This window comes from Lysinibacillus sp. KCTC 33748 (genome assembly GCF_002237755.1).
Classification (GTDB): domain Bacteria; phylum Bacillota; class Bacilli; order Bacillales_A; family Planococcaceae; genus Lysinibacillus.
The window spans coordinates 1-17,942 of sequence record NZ_MWSJ01000034.1 but is presented as its reverse complement, the minus strand read 5'-3'; the positions used below and the strand labels follow the sequence as shown (position 1 = coordinate 17,942).

Genomic DNA, 17,942 nt, shown 5'->3' with positions numbered 1-17,942 from the left:
TGAATATTTTAACAGTAATCTTCAGTCTCGATTTTCCATACTGTAAACAAACCTGCCATAAGTCCGATCAGTCCTAATGTTACTGCAACTGATAACTTAGAGATGATTCCTCCTGGTCCTGCTGCAGCTGATGTGACAATACACATAATCAAAATAGCCGCTACAATCGTTGCAATAGTCGAACGATTTAACATCCCGACTGTAAAGGTGATCAACCCCATAAAAATAGCTGAAATATTTGTAATTAAAACAGTCAGAATTATTTCCGTAGTAATATTGTATGAGAACATCGGCAAGTTCTGATTCAATACATACATCACTACATTTTGAAAGATTCCACTTATTGACATAAATATAAATGTAATTATAAATACTACTACTAGTTTACTAATGATGATTTTTGTCATTTTGATTGGATATGTGTAAAGCATTAACGCCGTTTTATTTTGAAATTCACTTACAATCAGTGAAGCAATCAACACTGCCTGCCATACGATAAATACGGCTTTGATTAATGTATCGATAATTATAGTTGTACTCAACTCGATTGTCGGCATCCCAGAATCCAATCCACTAATCTGATCAGGAATAAGAAACTTCATCATAATGACTAAAGCAGTGATAAGAAAATTGCATGCTGCTAAAGAAATCAACTGCTGCTTCATATTTATTTTTCCTAATTCAATACTGACATACTTCATATTTTCCTCCTCTTCATGTAGGACTTATTCAAATAGCTCATCAATAACATGCTCAAGTAAAAATTCAAATACTATCTGATGATTGTAAGCAATAGCATCCTTTTCTGATGACAATGTCAGTAATGCAGATAAAATCCCGATAACTTTAGAGAGTGGTTCCTTACAAACCAAATTACTTCTCTCTATCGTTTCACTTAATTTTACCAATGTATGTTCCGAGCTATGAGTAATCAGTCTACTTTCAGGTAATCGATTTAATAATGCCTTGAAATCATTGCTGGACAGTGTTTTGATCCAGTTTCCTCGATCGTATTCCTGATACAATAATTTGAATCCTTCAATAAATCCTTCTTTATTGGGAGATTTCGTTACAGCATCATTCATATGATTAACCATTCGATTTTGTACTTGATCCATGACATCGGCAAACAGGGCCTCTTTACTATCAAAAAAAAGATAGAAAGCTCCTTTAGAAATACCAACTGTATTACAAAGCAAATCAATATTAGTTTTTTTATACCCAATACTCACCCAACTTTTTTCACATTCAATACATAGATTCTCTTTGATTTTTTCTTTTTCTTCTTGTGAAAAACCTCTTGCCATAACTAATGCTCCCTCTCTTCATAGGACTGCACCCCACGATAACCATATGACTAAATTCATTTTTTTAGTCATACGTATTCAAAAAAATTAACTTTGCTGCTTATGTAAAATCGAGACAAAGTATTCTTCCAATTCAATATTTTCTTTTTTCAGCTGTTCCAGTTCCACATGTTCAATCATTTCGCCCTGACTCATAATTGCCACATCAGTTACAATTTTATCGACTTCAGGGATAATATGACTAGATATTAATATAGTGGTCCCCATCTTTTGATTAATTTCCTTCAGTATTTCTCGAATATCAATAATTCCCATTGGATCAAGCCCATTGATTGGTTCGTCTAAAATCAACAACTTGGGAGAGGTTACTAAGGCTCTGGCAATCCCCAATCTTTGTTTCATCCCTAAAGAAAAAGTATCTAATATATCCTCAGCATTCTCTGATAAACCTACAATAGATAAAACATTATCAATATTGCTTAAATATTCTTCATTCATATATTTACAATGGATTTCTAAATTTTTTCTGGCTGATAAACCAGAGTAAAAAACAGGAGTTTCAATAATACAGCCAATACTTGTCAATACATTCTGATTTCTTCTGTCTATAGTTTCGCCAAACAGTTTGACAGTACCTGAATCAGATTTTAATATACCCAAGATTGTTTTCATCAACGTTGTTTTACCTGCTCCATTTGCTCCAAGCAAACCGAATATTGATCCCTGCCTTACTTCCAAAGAAATATTATTTAACAACCTCTTTCCATTGATTGTCTTACAAAGGTTTGTAACTTCAATAACTGTATCCAAAAAATCCCTCCTTAGTTAAAAAGTATATATTTCACACTATAATCTGTCAATAAAAAACAAAACCCCCATTAATATATCCTAAAACTTTTCCGTTTTAATACATTTGTAACATAAAACACCCATCTACAAAAGCAGGTGTATTTCTAATTGTCCACGACTAAAGTCGTAATTCAAGGCTAAAGCACTTCTCAAAGCTTTTACGCTTTATAAGTACATTTAACTTCTTTCAGCAAGTTTCTAGTAGGGAAGCAAAGCGACAGCTACAGATGTTTTTTGTAGCGAAAGCAACGCGGCAGCTACAGATGTTAAATATCTTTAGGTCTCCAAAATCGTTTTATGAAGAATCTTTAAAAAAGAATTTTTATCTTCTTGCAAATAAAAGTGACCACCGTTAAAAAATTCATACTGACATTTTTCTTGAAAAAATTTCTGCCAATTTTGATACTGCTTTAAATCCCCTTTGTCTTGGGCTCCTATAAAAATATGCGGCTGTAAATTTCCCAATGGATATTTCGGATATCTCAATTCAGTCTCATATTGCTTCAATAAAGAAATATCCTGTTGCATTATAGGAAATAGAAGCTTTCCTAATTCTTGATTTGTATGAATCTCATCCGGTTGTTTATGCAGTGACTGAATATATTCCCACATATCTTCAATTGTTTCTATTTTTATTTTTAGATTCATCTCTCCAGGAGGCAATTTAGCTGATATTATCAGTTTTTCAATACTTATATTATATTTTTCATATATTCTCTTTGCTACTTCATAAGCAACAGAACCACCCATGCTATGACCAAAAAATATTAATTCTTCTAAAACCAAATCATTTATTTCAAGTAGTTCTTCCAGCAGGTAATCTACCAGTTCATCCATTGTTTCAGCAAGCGTTTCTGTTAATTTCAGTAAATGTCCAGGATAATCAAGATAAATGGGTAATATTCTTACAGGTTCTTTTATGATAGCACTATAAAACAAGCTTGCTCCACCTGCATGAGGGAAAATAACCACTTTTTTCATATTCCATACTTCTCCTTTTCCATTAATACTCTTACTATTTCGTTTAAGGAAACTCTTTTTAAATCATATTTCAGCTTATTTTTATAGCAAACTGCAGAAGAGTATTTTTCATCAATAAACAAAATTTCAAGCTCTATGTTTTCTAATTGACCCTCTGCAGTATAAATACATATTTCACCATCAGACTCGTTCACATAAAATGAATTTAATGGTGTCGATAGTCCCGTTCCTCTATATTTTAAATAACTCTCCTTTAAGCACCATATTCTGTAAAAATACTGCAGACGTTGTTCATTCAGCTGCTTTAGAATAGCTTTATATTCTCTCTCGTGGAAGAAATCTTCCGCTATGTCCAATTCAATTTCATTAATTTTTTCTATATCAACACCTAATTCCTTATCACTGATACCACACAGCACATATTCCTCAGAATGCGACAGACTGAAATATACATCTGCAACATTATTCAGAAACGGCTTTCCGTATTCATTCTTAATAAATTTTATATCTGAATTTTTCAACAAAGAGTTTTGACATATACCATATCTAATCAATAGCTCTCCCAGAATCGACCGTGTCTGATCATCTTCAAATTTAAGTAAATCGATTGCAGCTCTTCTTTCTTCAGATAAATATTTTTTTAATTCAGTTTTCAATTTTTTATCTGTAAGCTCTTCTATTTTCAAATAATACAGCTTTAACATATTTCCCCCGCAATAATAAGTTTGTTATAACGTACATTTAATAATAGGCAATTATGCCGAGGCGTAATTGCCGCTGTCGCTACAAAAAAATATTTGTAGCTGGCGTTTCACTTTCGTTACTAAAAACTTGCTGAAGAAGTTTCATTTTAAAACATTCATCATAGTAAATAAAAGTCAATCCACAAAGTTAATTATATACTACACACAACAGTATTTTAAGGAAAATTTCACTTAATTTCCATTAATTTCATACATTTTTTTACTCTCTATCTTCTTCATTCTCCAATTGGTTAATCTTATTATTTTACTTAATTTATTAATATTAATAACCATTCTTTACTAAAACTCTTAGTTTTTCACCTACAATAAACATCTTTAATATCAAAAAAAGATCAAGATTAGTATTCACTTCCCTAGTATAATTAGCAATTCTGCAACACTTTCAGTAAAAGCCTTTACGACTAAGTTCTAAAACTTCATTTATGTAATCAGGAATTTCAGGTTCTACAAATTGCTTCCCTATTTTAACTTTACTTTGAATGTAACTTTTATTATGTACTTTCCCTTCTTCAAAAGCTGAAAAAACACATTCAATAATTTGCTGTTTTATTTTTCTTAGTTGTTTAGATTTTTCTTTGGATTTATTCGCTTTATATCTTGCGCCTATTAATCAACATTCATCCGGAACTTTCTAATCGTAGCATAGGACCTCGCCCTTTAATGGAAGTATCTTATTATCGCTTTACAGATTCTTAATCCAAAAGAAAAACCGAAATTCTCTCTTAAGAAATTCCGGTTTTTCTTTTTTTATAGTAGGTTAAACATTTTCAAAAATGGTAAGTATAACATTGCCTAAAAAAAATTAAGTATATCCTTGCCCTTGTGGCAAAAATATACTTAAAATCACAAATGACTCTGTATTTACAGCCACTTTATTTATAGAGATAGCGGGAGTCGCACCCGCTAACATATTTTATGCTTTTTGATAACGAAGTACTGGTGTACGAGCAGCGCGTGTTTCGTCTAGACGAGTTACGACTGTTGTATGTGGTGCTTCTTGTACGATTGATGGGTTTTCTTCAGTTTCTTTTGCAATTTGAATCATCACATCGCAGAATGCATCTAATGTTTCTTTAGATTCTGTTTCTGTTGGCTCGATCATTAATGCCTCTTCCACATTTAATGGGAAGTAAGTTGTTGGTGGATGATAGCCAAAGTCTAACAGACGTTTTGCAATGTCTAAAGTACGAACGCCAAGTTTCTTTTGACGACGACCTGATAATACAAATTCATGTTTACAATGACGGTTATATGGTAGATCGTAGAATGGCTCTAAACGACGCATCATATAGTTTGCGTTTAGTACAGCGTATTCTGTTACAGCTTTTAAGCCATCTGGACCCATTGTACGAATATAAGTATATGCACGTACGTTGATACCAAAGTTACCATAGTAAGGTTTAACACGTCCGATTGATTGTGGGCGCTCGTAATCGAAGTGATATGTTCCTTCTTCTGTTCTTACTAAAACTGGTTTTGGAAGGAATGGAATTAAATCAGCTTTCACTCCTACTGGACCTGAACCTGGGCCACCGCCACCGTGAGGACCTGTAAATGTTTTGTGTAAGTTTAAGTGTACGCAGTCAAAGCCCATATCACCAGGACGTGCTTTACTCATAACTGCGTTTAAGTTTGCACCGTCATAGTATACTTTACCGCCAACAGAGTGAATAAGCTCTGCCATTTCGATAATGTTTTCTTCAAATAGACCAAGTGTATTTGGATTTGTTAGCATTAATGCAGCTGTATCAGAACCAACTACTTTGCGCAAATCTTCAATATCTACTAAGCCATTTTCATCTGATTTCACAGTAATAGTTTCAAAGCCTGCAACTGTTGCAGATGCTGGGTTTGTACCGTGAGCAGAGTCAGGAACAATAACTTTATTACGGTGACCCTCACCATTTGCTTCATGGAATGCGCGGATCATCATTAATGCTGTCCATTCACCATGAGCACCTGCTGCAGGTTGTAATGTCACTTCATCCATACCTGTAATTTCAACTAATGAAGTTTGTAGGTCGTAAAGAAGCTCCATCGCACCTTGAGTTGTTGATTCGTCCTGTAATGGGTGAACATTAGCAAAGCCTGAAATTCGTGCAATGGCCTCGTTAATTTTTGGATTATATTTCATCGTACAAGAACCAAGCGGGTAGAAGCCAGAGTCTACACCGTGGTTACGACGAGAAAGTGCTGTATAGTGACGCATAATATCAAGCTCAGATACTTCTGGTAATTCTGCTGCCTCAGCGCGTACTAAGTTTCCAGGAAGTAAATCGGCAAGATCAACCTCTGGTACATCAAGTGCTTCTAAGCTGTAACCTACGCGACCTTCTTTGGTAATTTCAAAAATGAGTGATTGATTTTCGTTATGCATTAAGAGCCCCCATTTCTGCAACTAGTGCATCAATTTCTTCCTTCGTGCGTAATTCTGTTACTGCGATTAGCACGTGATTTTTTAGAGAGTCATATGTTTGACCTAAAGGATAGCCACCGATGATACCTTTTTCAATTAAGCCTTTATTAATTTCTTTCACACATTTATTTGTCTTCACAACGATTTCGTTAAAGTGTGCACCTTGGAATGCTACTGTGAAACCAGTCGCTTCAAAGGCATTTTTAGCATAGCGTGTTTTCGCAATGTTTTGCATTGCCATTTCACGAACGCCTTCTTTACCTAGAGCAGTCATTGCTACAGAAGCAGCAAGTGCAAGAAGTGCTTGGTTCGAACAAATATTGGACGTTGCTTTATCACGACGGATATGTTGTTCACGTGCTTGTAATGTTAAAACATAACCACGACGACCTTCACCATCAACTGTTTCACCTACAAGACGACCAGGAACTTTACGCATTAACTTCGTAGTTACTGCAAAGAAACCACAGTGTGGACCACCGAATGCTTCAGAAATACCGAAAACCTGTGCATCCCCTACACAAATATCAGCACCTAGCTTACCAGGTGGTGTTAAAATTCCTAGTGCAAGTGGATTCGAAGAGACAACAAATAAACTTTTTGCCTCATGCGCAATATCGCCAATTACTTGCAAGTCCTCTATTTGACCAAAGAAGTTAGGATATTGTGCAATAACAGCTGCCGTATTATCATCTATTAATTCCTTTAAAGCTTCTACATCTGTCACACCATCATTTTGTGGAACAGTAACAATTTCAATGGATTGACCATATGCATATGTAGCAACGACATCACGATACTCAGGGTGAACTGCTTCAGATACTAAAATTTTCTTACGGCGTGTATGGCCAGCTGCAAGCATACCTGCTTCAGCTAACGCTGTTCCTCCATCGTACATAGAAGAGTTTGCAAGATCCATGCCTGTAAGCTCTGCGATCATCGTTTGGAATTCAAAAATTGCTTGTAATTCCCCTTGTGAAATTTCTGGTTGATATGGAGTATACGCTGTGTAAAACTCTGAACGAGAAATAACATGGTCCACGATAACCGGTTTATAGTGGTTGTATACGCCTGCACCTAAAAACGATACGTTAGCATTTGTATCTTTATTTTTCGCAGCCATTGCTGTTAATTCTTTTAATAAAGCTGATTCAGATTTCGCTTCTTTAATATCATATAGGCCTTTAAAACGTACTTTTTCTGGAATATCCTCAAATAACGCATCAACTGAGGATACACCGATTACGTCTAACATTTCTTGTTTATCTTGCTCCGTCATTGGTAAATAACGATGTTTCATAAATGTAGGTCCCTCTTTTCAACTTTTATTTTGAACGCTTGTAAAACGGTGTTTCAACTGTTACTACTTTTAAGTGCTTACCACGAATTTCAATTTCCAATTCAGTTCCGATAGTTGCGAATTGACTGTCAATTAATGCGTGACCAACATTTCGTTTAGAAGAAGGAAGTTGTGTACCTGTTGTCACTTCACCGATTTCCTTACCATCCTTCAACACTTTGTAGCCATGGCGAGGAATTCCTTTATCAATCATTTCAATACCCACAATTTTACGTGACAGCCCAGTTTCTTTTTGTGCCACTAATGCCTCATGACCATTAAAGCCCTCTTTATTTAACTTCACAGCAAAACCAATACCAGCCTCAAGAGGTGAAATTGTCGCTGATAGCTCTTGCCCGTATAATGGAAGACCTGCTTCAAAACGAAGTGTATCACGGCAGCCTAAACCTGCAGGAACTACACCTTTGTCTTTTCCAGCCTCTAAGATTTTACCCCATAATGCTTTAATATCTTCTGGAGAGCCATATAGTTCAAAGCCATCTTCTCCTGTGTAACCGCTACGAGATACTAATGCTTTATGACCAGCAACTTCAACATCTGCTTGGAAACGGAAGTATTTAATCGTTTGTAAATCAGTATCTGTTAATGTTTGAAGAACTTCTTCTGCTAATGGACCTTGAAGGGCAATTTGTGCATAAGCCTCTGATTGGTTGTCTATCGTTACATCATATTGATGTTGATTTTCCATCATCCAATCATAATCTTTTTCAATATTTGCCGCGTTCACGCATAATAAATAATGATTGTCTGCTAATTTATACGTTAATAAATCATCGACAACACCACCATCTTCATAGCACATTGCATTATATTGCGCTTGACCTACTGCAATCTTAGAAATATCATTTGTCAAAAGGTTTTGTAAAAACTCTAGTGAATTAGGTCCAGTTACTAAAATCTCACCCATATGTGATACATCAAATAAGCCAGCACGATTACGTACTGCATCATGCTCTTCTTTAATAGAAGAGAACTGCACTGGTAATTCCCATCCACCGAAGTCAATTGTTTTACCACCATGTTTTGCATATTCTTCAAATAGAGGTGTGCGTTTTAATTCTGTCATTGTTTTTGCCCCCTTATTGTTCGTTACATATTTACTTATAGTAGTTCGTCTGTTTTTTTGTACAGTCATGCTTCCCTTGTTTGTTCATCCAAATAAAGAAAAACGAACAACATTAGTTAAAACATTTAGACATAAAAAAAGACAGACGAACCCCTTTTCGGGATTCTCTGTCCTTGCACCTGAAAGTTACACCAGACTGACTCGCATACATACAATGCCAATCAGCCGGCTTTCCCCTTTGGTGGCTGTAGTACTACAGCACTCTCCAGAGTTGCGTCTTATACGAGTCCTTTTACCTGAGAGATTCATAACATTTTGCTATTTGCTCCTTCGGTGACGTCTATACGTGCTCTCCCCGTACAATCATCCGCCCAAGTTTCAACTTGGTACTATTTAGTATTCAATGAACATTAAGTAACTTTTGTCTATATCCTAACATTAATTGCATTGAAAAGGCAATCATTTTTTATTTTATGTTAAAAAACGAACATTTAAGTATTAACGATACATCAATGTTCGCTTTTTAGCCTTTTAACTTGGAATACTAAATACTCAAGAATTTGGCGGATTGTTCGCCCCTCTGTTAACACTTGTATATGTCCTACTTCACGATAGAACTTTCTTCTGTAATGATACAGCTGCTCTAACTCTTCTTTCGTCGAGCTCTGTACAATCGGTCTGTTCGGATCATGCTGTATTCGTTTGTATATATCTTCGAATGTCGCATCTAAAAAAAACACGAGCCCACTGCGTCTCATTATTTTTCGATTTTCAGCATTAATTGCGACTCCACCACCTGTTGAAATAATACAAGCTTCGTCCCGGAAGTTTTTCAAAAATTCTGTTTCTATTTCCCGAAAACGTGCTTCTCCGTATTTTTCAAATATTTGCGGAATTGTCATACCCTGCTGTCGAACAATCTCATGATCCATATCGTAATAGGGCATCTTTAACAAATAGCTTAAACGTCTTCCTAACGCACTTTTCCCGGAGCCCATAAAACCAACTAAATATATTTTTCGCATTCGAATCACCTTCTTATAACTACGATTCTACACTGTCTGACAAAATTTGTCCTAATAAATTTATCGTAGCTCGAACATTGAGCTTTTCTAGGCCATCATATGTTCGAAACTGAATCTCATAAGACGTACAAAACGTAAGGACAAAAGTAGTTACAAAAAATAATAATCCAATTGCGATTAAAAAAATAGCCCCTCTGTCATTTTTCAAAAACTGGAACATAGAAAGTTCGCTCCTTTTTACTACCACTTGGAAGTTCAACAGCTACTGTTAACATATCTTTTTCATATCGGAACTGGCATTTAGTAATACCAACTAGCATTGGTACATGACCACCATTTACTTGATCACGAATTATATTGCTGTAACAATCAATATTATGAATGGTATCTGCGGCCTGGAAGGTTATTCTCTTTTGATCCTTTCGAAGTGTAAAAGATGAAATATCACTTACATACATATTCAAATCATAAACAAAAAGCTCCCACTTTGATTGCTCATCAGTTAGCATCGTTGTTTTCATTTCAGCAAACCAAAGCATAATAAACACAACAAGATGGGCAATAAGCACAAAAACAACTAATTGAAACATCGCTTCTAATAATGTGTAGCCTCGCTCATTCATCAACTTCACCTGTCAGTTGTATACATTTTTTACGTAATTCCCGCGTATTTTGAAAACTTACGCATACCCCTTGTCCATTCATAAACCACTGAAATTCTATATTATCAATGGTTTTAGTGCCTTCTGTTTGTTGTAGATTGCGGTAATGCTTTAAGCCTTCATAGGCCGTTTCAGCTGCGAACACCTCCAACTTCTTGTTATAAAGAGTCGTTTTCATCGTATAGCTAATTGGTATTAATGTCGTGCATACTAACATAACAATGACTACTGATAATATCGTTTCCACAAATGAATAACCAGATTCATTCAATCCTCGATCTCCCTCGTCCTAATGTAATCACAACTTTTTTCACACCTTGAGGCGTTTTAAAATAAACAGTCCCTGGCGTCATGACGTTTCCATTATAGTTGTACATAATCGTGTAAATTGAACTCGATGCAGGCATAAACTCAACCCCTTTCGGAAAAGGGCGTTCATATAATTCTGTAAAAATATCCTTTTTAATAATGTATCTCTTTGATGAACTTTCAAACTTCATCGAGATATATTCCCTTTGATGCATACTATAAGTTTGTATATATTGAATATCTAATTGAATTTGTGTAAAAAATTGCTCAAGCTCCCTAGTCTCCACTCCTTTTAACGAATATTTGACGACAATTGCTGACAAACACATGAGGATAAACAATACAATTAGCATTTCAACAAATGTATAGCCACGCTCACTCTTATTAGCATCCATCAATTACCAGAACCAGTATCGGTAGAGGTTTTCGCCAATCGTACCTCCCCATCCTTAGTGATTACAATCTCTTCTTTATTAGGGCAGGTCGTTTCATTCTTCTTTAAATAGCCTTTCGCTACCAAATCTTGAATCGTTGGATAATCCATAAAATCTACTCGATACGCCTCCACCTGACCTTGCACCATGCTCACATACGCTTTGCACCCCTTCTCATCGACGGTGGCAAAATGTTTCGTAACATTTGGGATTGTAATTAAAATTAATATGGAAATAATCAGGAGAACTATTAACATTTCAATTAAAGTAAAACCTGTTTGCTGCTTTATACGTTTCATTATTAACCTCCTATACTAGTTCAATCATGTGATATATTGGCAATAATAAACTTACATATGCGGCAACTATGCACATCGCTATAATGATAAAGAAGGTGGGCTGCACGAACACAAGGATTTTATGCAATAGTTGCTCTTGCTTTTCCGTCATTAACTCGCTGTACAATACTAGCTCTTTTCCTAAATAGCCACTTTGTTCTCCATGTTCAACAAATGTTGTAAAATCCTTCTGCCAAACTGTCATCAACTTAACTGCTTGCGTTAGCGTATCACCCAAAACAACGCGATCCTTTATACATAGCGCTAGATATTGTAAAAACGGTTGAAGTCGCTGCTCCTCTAAAATTTGTAGACTTGCCTGTAAAGAAAACCCACTTTGTAGCAGGCTCCCTAAATAAGCAGCAAATTGTCTCGTCAAAGACATTCGTGTATAAATCCGAATCAAAGGAGTTTTTAGAATAATATTTAACTGGCGAGCAATCGGACGTCGTTTGAGAGTAAGGTAAAAAATGAAAATACAACAAAATACCGCAATGCCTATGAACATTAAAGTATCGGGAAGATGCAATAATGCCTTTGACAAAGCAATGCTTGTCTCCTCAGTGCCGGTAGTTCGGCTAGTCACCATTTTTTCGATATTAGGAAAGAATATGGTACGAAACACTAAAAACAACAGCAACAAAAATAAAATAAGTACTACAGGATATAGGAGTAGCTTCATTAATTTTTTCTTCGTCGCTTCACTCAAAGCCATTTGCTTTGCCACGCCTTTTAACGTCTCAATCATATGCCCATTGTTTTCTGCAACTGTAATGGCTACTAAATGCTGTTTTGGAAGTTGTAATGCTTCAAAAACTCCTAAAACACCGACTCCTTGTCTCAGCTTTTCATTGATTAGCTTTTGCATGTCTTCATGTGCTTCAATATGATGAGGTAATAAAATAGAAATAGCCTGCGGGAATAAATAACCTTCCTGCATTAACACACTTAACCGACTAAAAAAATGAGCTTGCTCCCTTACGCGCCATTTTGTTGCCTTATTGTAAGCCAATTGAATTCTTTCAATAAACGTTCGTATTCGCATAGTGATGACTCTCTATCATTTCTTTTTGACCTGCAAGTGTTAACTCATGTGGCAATTCATAGCTAGTTTTTTGCATAATTGCTTTAATGGCCATTTGAAGTTGAACATCGCTTAATATTTCAAACAATGCACGACGTTCTTCCTGTATTATAGGTGATTGGAAAAGTGTTTGAGCGACTATACCTACCACAGTTTGGCGAAGTTCTTCTATTGATACACCCAAGTCCAAAAATCGATAAAGGCAGTTTACCGAATCCTTAGCATGAATGGTTGAGACTACTAAATGACCTGTTAAAGAAGCTTCGATTGCGATTTTTGCAGTCTCTTTATCACGTATTTCACCAATCATAATAACGTCGGGTGAGTGGCGTAAAATAGCCTTTAAGCCTGTAGCATATGTAACGCCAGCTCGTTCGTTTACTTGAATCTGTAAAAGATTAGCTTGATTATTTTCTACAGGGTCTTCTAAAGAAATGACATGACGATTTAGTTCTGTCGAACAGTAATGGATTAGAGAATACAAGGATGTTGATTTACCAGAGCCTGTCGCACCTGTGAAACATAAAAGTCCCTGTTGATGTTTCACTAGTTCCATCAACATGTTTGCTGCATATTCGGAATAAGATAAGGAAGTAAGTGGGAATGCATGATTTTGTAGAAGTAGACGGATAATTAGGCTTTCTTTTAAAAATACGGAGGGAAGTGTCGAGACACGAAAGGCATATTGATCTTGTTCCATAGCTTTTTGGAAAGAGCCGCTTTGGGGTTTTCGCCGCTCGCTAATATCTAATGCCGCTGAAAATTTATAAAAGGAAATCATTCGTTCCGCAAGATTATTTGGTAACTCACCTGCTTGGAGTAGCTTATCATATTTGCGAAAATAAATACGATACCGCTCACTTTCCGGAACTAAAAGTAAATCTGATGCACCGAAATGATAGGCTTTTAGTAAAAGTTGCTCACATTTTCGTTCAACAACCGTTTCAAAATTTTGCATATTCGCACCCCTCTTCTGGTTTATTCGAATATGACCGCTCTATTCGTTATGTCCTAGTATAGATAGGAACTTGCCGGAAGAAAAGCTCTTTTCTTAAATTAAAAATTTGGTATAAAATTTCCTATCAAACATGTTTTTTTGCGATGAAAATGTGGATAGCTTGCTAATTTCCATAAACGATTCGTTCAGTAATATATATACTAAGTCAATAATTTTCTAATTACTACCTTATATTCATCAATCCAAACACATCAAAACATCCTTTAAGACGATTACCAACACGATTAGTTTTCTATAAAATGAAAGAGGCTACCGAAATAATATGGCGGCCTTTTAATTCTTCATATCACCTAATAAAATCTCTTATTTATTAAATAGCAACTTAAAGTAATTATAGGTTCGAGAAGACACATCCAATTCTAATGCCTGCCCTTTAATTTTAACCTTCCATTCTAAATATGATTAGAGAATACAAGGATGTTGACTTACCAGAGCCTGATGCACCTGTCACGAAAGTACAAGTTCTGAAAAATGTATTTCCTTCTATTATATCTGTTATCATCCCAGACAGTCATAGGGCACTGGATATCCTTTGTGTACTTTGTATCACAGATAATTACAAACACAATTAAGACCACCCATCACGGAGTGGGATGCTGAGGCAGAAGCAAAAGCAATAGCGGAAGCGAAGGCGAAAGAAGAAAGCATTCCTAGAGAATATAAATCGGCATTAAAAAAAGCAGAAGTATATGCGAAATCTATGTCCATGTCAAAGGCTGGTATTTATAATCAATTAACTTCTGAACATGGAGAGAAATTCCCAGCAGAAGCTGCTCAATATGCTGTAGATAATATTGTATTCGATTGGAAAGGTAATGCATTGAAAAAAGCTCAAATATACGCTGAAAAAATGAGTATGTCGGATTCAGCTATTTACCAACAATTAACTTCTGAATACGGTGAAAAATTTACTCCTGAAGAAGCTCAATACGCGATTGATAATTTAAAATAAGTAATATCATCAACATAAATGATTGTGGAAGGCACATCGAAGGTCACTCAAATGAGTGGCTTTTTATTATTAAAAATAAACGATTTTTATTATGGTAAATAAGCCTCGTATTGGTTAGAGTTGTCTTTAAAGGTTATTTAAAGAAATTTCCTATAAATACTTTAAAGGAGGATACATAAGTGAGTAAGATATTTAAAAATAGTTTTATTTATCTAGCATTATCACTACTAGTACTAATCAGCTATAACGTTGAAAATGCACATGCTGAAGATGGCTATTCAGAAAATTTAATACCTAAAATGACTTCAAATGAATCAGAGTTTGGTAAAGCATCCTCTTCAAGTAACCACGTTGAAACACCAAGCTGGAAAGCCTTTGATGGCATTGACTACTATGATAGTGGTGGCGCCAACTATGCTTGGGGAACGCCTGAAAAAACAGGGTGGTTAGCATATGAATTCTCAAGTCCAAAAGCAATTAGTAAATATGTAATGAATAATCAAGGAAGTTTTCCAGAACTTTTTCCAAATACATGGACATTTGAGGCGTGGGACGGTTCAAATTGGATAGTATTAGATTCTCATAGCAACGTTACAGTAGACGATTGGAGAAAGAATCCAAAACAAAGCTTCACCTTTGAAAATTCTAGTTATTATAACAAGTACAGGGTTAACATTACACTTACTAATAGCACATATCATGCCGTAAATACAGCAATATCTGAACTACAAATGATGGAAAAAATTTCAACATCACCAAAACCTGAATCAATCTCATTAAATAGAAATGTATTAGAACTTCTAGAAGGTAGCCAAGATAAATTAATAGCAACTGTAACTCCTGATACTGCAAAAGTAATATGGACATCTAGCGATGAATCAATTGCTACTGTAGATCAGAATGGAAATGTTAATGCCATTCGTGAAGGAGAAGCAATCATTACAGCAAAGATAGAAAACACAGATATCGCAGCTACTAGCGCAGTAATTGTTAAAAAACCAAGCAATGGATCTTCAAATGCTATTTTAAGCATTACATTAGTAAATGGTATAACAAAAGAGTATGACGTTACAAATAAAGTACTAGATGACTATTTGAAATGGTTTGAAAGTGCACAAGATACATCAACATTCAAATTTTCTAAAACAATATCCCCTTATAAAAAAGTAACGGAATATATCGTACATGATAAAATCGCCTCATTCGAAGTAAGAGAATACTAAACAAAAAATGACCAGGTACTCACTTTCAATTGAGCGCCTGGTCTTTATTTTGGTGACTTAATAATAAATTTTCAACCTGCGTTTTTAGTGCCATATTAGCATATCGTAGAAACCACATCATTCCCCGCCGTTGCTACATGCACATCACTAAAATACTCATCTATCTTTTCTACTTTAAATAACCTTATTTTCTCTAACCTTATTTTCTCTTTTGCCAACAACCTCTTCTTATTGTAATAATCTTGGGTTATGTCTTTTAATAACTTATCGAGGATTGGTAAATAAACTTTACTCATTTTCAAATTTTCAATTACAGAGTAATCACGTTGCAATGATTGGACAGCCATATCAAGAATCAAAAATTTATGAAATAGTCGCCGTTGTTCAGGATTCAACATACAACTCCACTCCCTACACAAGAACATTCGTTTGTATCATTTCAGAACGAATGTTTGCTTTTTGGCAGGTGAAAATTACAGGAATAAAATTTAAATAGCGTGATTTCCGTTACTATTGCCTAATTTTATATATACAATTTATGCTAAATTTCCTAAAATGGTAATTAGTAGATAAGGTTAGTGAGGAGAATATAATTGAGTAATTTCTCTAATTGTTTAGCCATAAATCCATTTAAGAAAGTACATAGAGATGGGGCTGAGATTGAAATATGTGAATATTGTAATACGATTAAGGAAGAAGAGTGCGAGGAATATCTAAAAAAACAAGTACAAAATAAAAATGATTCAGATCCATTTACTTCAGATCCATTTATCACTAAAATTTTTATATTCGCATGTATTCTGCTAGTGTTTTTTGTTTTATTTTCATTATTGCCATACTTATAAATGAACATTGACCAAGACGGCAATTTGAGCTATCTTGGTCTTTACATTTTAGTTACTACGCTGTGCAATGATAAGTTTTAAACCTTCATAATCACCATTTGTCATAGTTCCATTATCAAATTTATCTAACCACATTTTATCAATAAGCTTTTTATCTACTGCTTGTTTAATATAATCACGTACTGCAGCTTTTGTTGTCGCGTTTGTGAATTGCATTTTTTCATCATCCTTCTCCGTTGGTTTATCTAAGCCGTTTTTAATGTCTAATTTGAATTGTTCCTCTGAAATCCCCATACTCTGCAGATACGAAAATGGATCTCTATGTATTGTACCTTTTAAATTGTCCGTAATCCAACGGTGTGATTTTATACCGTCACCACTGCCATCGAGTACAACAGGTATTCCAGCCTCATTAGCAAGTTCACGTAACACCCAAATATAAGCAGCGTAATCCTTCTTAAATTGCTCCATATCATTTGTACGAGCCAACTCTACTTGTGCATAGCTAAGTGGTTTACCTTTCGGGCCACAACCATATTGCACACGATTAACTGGCGCAACTTGTACAATTTTACCGCCACAGCCTACCCAGTGAGATGTAAATGCATTGGCTTTATTGCGGTTCATGTATGCTATTTCATTTTCTAAAGCGTTTGGACCACAATTGTTTGGATTCCCTGATTCATGGGCAATGACGTATTTAGCAGCTGTCAAAGCATAGTTTGGCAATCCTGACATTAAGCGTTTTTCGATAGCATAAGTCATTGTTTATCACCCTTTCTATCATCGTTATCCATTTGTAATTGTGTAAAAGCATTTACTAAGAATTTAGGTACTTTAATGCCCAACTTTCCTAGATTTTCAATCATACTTATACCTTCCATCCCGATTAAGAACAAGATCATTGCATTAAAATTCCCACTCGCTGTTGCTGAATCGAGTTGTACTGCTGCAATGACCATAAATACCATAGCCGTCTTTTTGATTAAGCCCTTAAACATCTTTTTACTTTCAGTTTTCTTGAAAACTAAACTAACCATAAATCCTAGTGCATAATCGATAGTCATGAATATAACTAACGCTTTAATTAAGTGGTCAATACCTCCGATAAGGTATCCTATCCATGCCATTGCACCGCCAATAAACGATGTATATAATGTGTCTGTTTTCATCTGACACCTTCCTTTTCTGCATAATAAAAGCCCTCCACAGATAATGAACTGCTCCCCAATTATTAGACACTCAATCTAACAATTGGAGGTGCAGTTTTTGTATGGTTAAATTTAAAGAAAAAGTGAAATTAGAAGCT

20 protein-coding genes, 1 pseudogene and 1 riboswitch are annotated in these 17,942 nt (G+C 35.2%); of the genes and pseudogenes, 3 read left to right on the top strand and 18 right to left on the bottom strand.

The annotated features are described in order from the left end of the window. Positions 1 to 8 precede the first annotated feature (8 nt). From B1B04_RS24000 to comGA, 15 genes are all read right to left on the bottom strand, one after another. Positions 9 to 701, bottom strand: coding sequence for an ABC transporter permease (locus B1B04_RS24000; RefSeq protein WP_079563944.1), 693 nt, complete (start codon positions 699 to 701; stop codon positions 9 to 11). Between the two features lie 24 nt (positions 702 to 725). Next, complete coding sequence (locus B1B04_RS26520) at positions 726 to 1,307, bottom strand: TetR/AcrR family transcriptional regulator (protein ID WP_079563941.1); 582 nt, start codon at positions 1,305 to 1,307, stop codon at positions 726 to 728. 87 nt (positions 1,308 to 1,394) lie between these two features. Further along, positions 1,395 to 2,117, bottom strand: coding sequence for an ABC transporter ATP-binding protein (locus tag B1B04_RS23990; protein ID WP_079563938.1), 723 nt, complete (start codon positions 2,115 to 2,117; stop codon positions 1,395 to 1,397). Between the two features lie 315 nt (positions 2,118 to 2,432). Next, positions 2,433 to 3,137: a thioesterase II family protein gene (locus B1B04_RS23985; RefSeq protein WP_079563936.1), complete on the bottom strand. Its 705-nt coding sequence runs from the start codon at positions 3,135 to 3,137 to the stop codon at positions 2,433 to 2,435. Then, positions 3,134 to 3,841, bottom strand: a complete 708-nt coding sequence (locus B1B04_RS23980) for a 4'-phosphopantetheinyl transferase family protein (RefSeq protein WP_079563933.1) — start codon at positions 3,839 to 3,841, stop codon at positions 3,134 to 3,136. Before B1B04_RS23980 ends, B1B04_RS23985 begins: the two co-directional genes overlap by 4 nt. Positions 3,842 to 4,814: 973 nt before the next feature. Then, complete coding sequence (gcvPB, locus tag B1B04_RS23975; RefSeq protein ID WP_079563931.1) at positions 4,815 to 6,278, bottom strand: aminomethyl-transferring glycine dehydrogenase subunit GcvPB; 1,464 nt, start codon at positions 6,276 to 6,278, stop codon at positions 4,815 to 4,817. Then, the gene (gene gcvPA, locus B1B04_RS23970; protein ID WP_079563928.1) at positions 6,271 to 7,617 is read right to left on the bottom strand and encodes an aminomethyl-transferring glycine dehydrogenase subunit GcvPA; all 1,347 of its coding nucleotides are present in this window, start codon (positions 7,615 to 7,617) and stop codon (positions 6,271 to 6,273) included. Before gcvPA ends, gcvPB begins: the two co-directional genes overlap by 8 nt. A gap of 25 nt (positions 7,618 to 7,642) precedes the next feature. After that, positions 7,643 to 8,743 carry a glycine cleavage system aminomethyltransferase GcvT gene (gene gcvT / locus B1B04_RS23965; protein WP_079563926.1) on the bottom strand — a complete coding sequence of 367 codons (1,101 nt, stop codon included), beginning with the start codon at positions 8,741 to 8,743 and terminating at the stop codon, positions 7,643 to 7,645. A 274-nt stretch (positions 8,744 to 9,017) separates the two neighbouring features. After that, positions 9,018 to 9,110, bottom strand: a riboswitch (glycine riboswitch). A 142-nt stretch (positions 9,111 to 9,252) separates the two neighbouring features. Then, on the bottom strand, positions 9,253 to 9,768 hold the full coding sequence (locus B1B04_RS23960) for a shikimate kinase (RefSeq protein ID WP_079563924.1): 516 nt from the start codon (positions 9,766 to 9,768) through the stop codon (positions 9,253 to 9,255). A gap of 197 nt (positions 9,769 to 9,965) precedes the next feature. After that, entirely contained in the window at positions 9,966 to 10,391 is a 426-nt protein-coding gene (gene comGF / locus B1B04_RS23950) for a competence type IV pilus minor pilin ComGF (RefSeq protein WP_079563918.1), read from the bottom strand. Beyond that, complete coding sequence (locus tag B1B04_RS23945) at positions 10,384 to 10,701, bottom strand: hypothetical protein (protein WP_079563915.1); 318 nt, start codon at positions 10,699 to 10,701, stop codon at positions 10,384 to 10,386. The genes comGF and B1B04_RS23945 overlap by 8 nt, the downstream gene beginning before the upstream one ends. Continuing rightward, entirely contained in the window at positions 10,694 to 11,134 is a 441-nt protein-coding gene (comGD, locus tag B1B04_RS23940; protein ID WP_079563913.1) for a competence type IV pilus minor pilin ComGD, read from the bottom strand. The genes B1B04_RS23945 and comGD overlap by 8 nt, the downstream gene beginning before the upstream one ends. Next, positions 11,134 to 11,472, bottom strand: coding sequence for a competence type IV pilus major pilin ComGC (comGC, locus tag B1B04_RS23935; RefSeq protein WP_079563910.1), 339 nt, complete (start codon positions 11,470 to 11,472; stop codon positions 11,134 to 11,136). The genes comGD and comGC overlap by 1 nt, the downstream gene beginning before the upstream one ends. 10 nt (positions 11,473 to 11,482) lie before the next feature. Further along, positions 11,483 to 12,556 carry a competence type IV pilus assembly protein ComGB gene (gene comGB, locus B1B04_RS23930; RefSeq protein ID WP_079563907.1) on the bottom strand — a complete coding sequence of 358 codons (1,074 nt, stop codon included), beginning with the start codon at positions 12,554 to 12,556 and terminating at the stop codon, positions 11,483 to 11,485. After that, positions 12,534 to 13,553, bottom strand: coding sequence for a competence type IV pilus ATPase ComGA (gene comGA / locus B1B04_RS23925; RefSeq protein WP_079563905.1), 1,020 nt, complete (start codon positions 13,551 to 13,553; stop codon positions 12,534 to 12,536). Before comGA ends, comGB begins: the two co-directional genes overlap by 23 nt. A gap of 688 nt (positions 13,554 to 14,241) precedes the next feature. On the opposite strand from comGA, the pseudogene B1B04_RS23920 reads away from it, so the two are divergent. Beyond that, positions 14,242 to 14,565: pseudogene (locus tag B1B04_RS23920) on the top strand (Ltp family lipoprotein); the annotation flags it as partial. A 179-nt stretch (positions 14,566 to 14,744) separates the two neighbouring features. Further along, entirely contained in the window at positions 14,745 to 15,788 is a 1,044-nt protein-coding gene (locus B1B04_RS23915) for an Ig-like domain-containing protein (RefSeq protein ID WP_079563900.1), read from the top strand. Between the two features lie 95 nt (positions 15,789 to 15,883). Here the strand turns inward: B1B04_RS23915 and B1B04_RS23910 are convergent, their stop codons facing one another. Further along, complete coding sequence (locus tag B1B04_RS23910; protein ID WP_170939070.1) at positions 15,884 to 16,186, bottom strand: YhjD family protein; 303 nt, start codon at positions 16,184 to 16,186, stop codon at positions 15,884 to 15,886. A 195-nt stretch (positions 16,187 to 16,381) separates the two neighbouring features. Here B1B04_RS23910 and B1B04_RS23905 point away from each other — a divergent pair, with 195 nt between their 5' ends. Beyond that, positions 16,382 to 16,633: a hypothetical protein gene (locus B1B04_RS23905; RefSeq protein WP_079563898.1), complete on the top strand. Its 252-nt coding sequence runs from the start codon at positions 16,382 to 16,384 to the stop codon at positions 16,631 to 16,633. 48 nt (positions 16,634 to 16,681) lie between these two features. On the opposite strand, the gene B1B04_RS23900 is transcribed toward B1B04_RS23905, so the two are convergent. Both B1B04_RS23900 and B1B04_RS23895 read right to left on the bottom strand, forming a co-directional pair. Continuing rightward, entirely contained in the window at positions 16,682 to 17,398 is a 717-nt protein-coding gene (locus B1B04_RS23900) for a peptidoglycan recognition protein family protein (protein WP_079563895.1), read from the bottom strand. Then, a complete protein-coding gene (locus tag B1B04_RS23895; RefSeq protein ID WP_079563893.1) occupies positions 17,395 to 17,805 on the bottom strand; it encodes a phage holin family protein in 411 nt (136 codons plus the stop codon). The genes B1B04_RS23900 and B1B04_RS23895 overlap by 4 nt, the downstream gene beginning before the upstream one ends. Between the last annotated feature and the right edge of the window lie 137 nt (positions 17,806 to 17,942).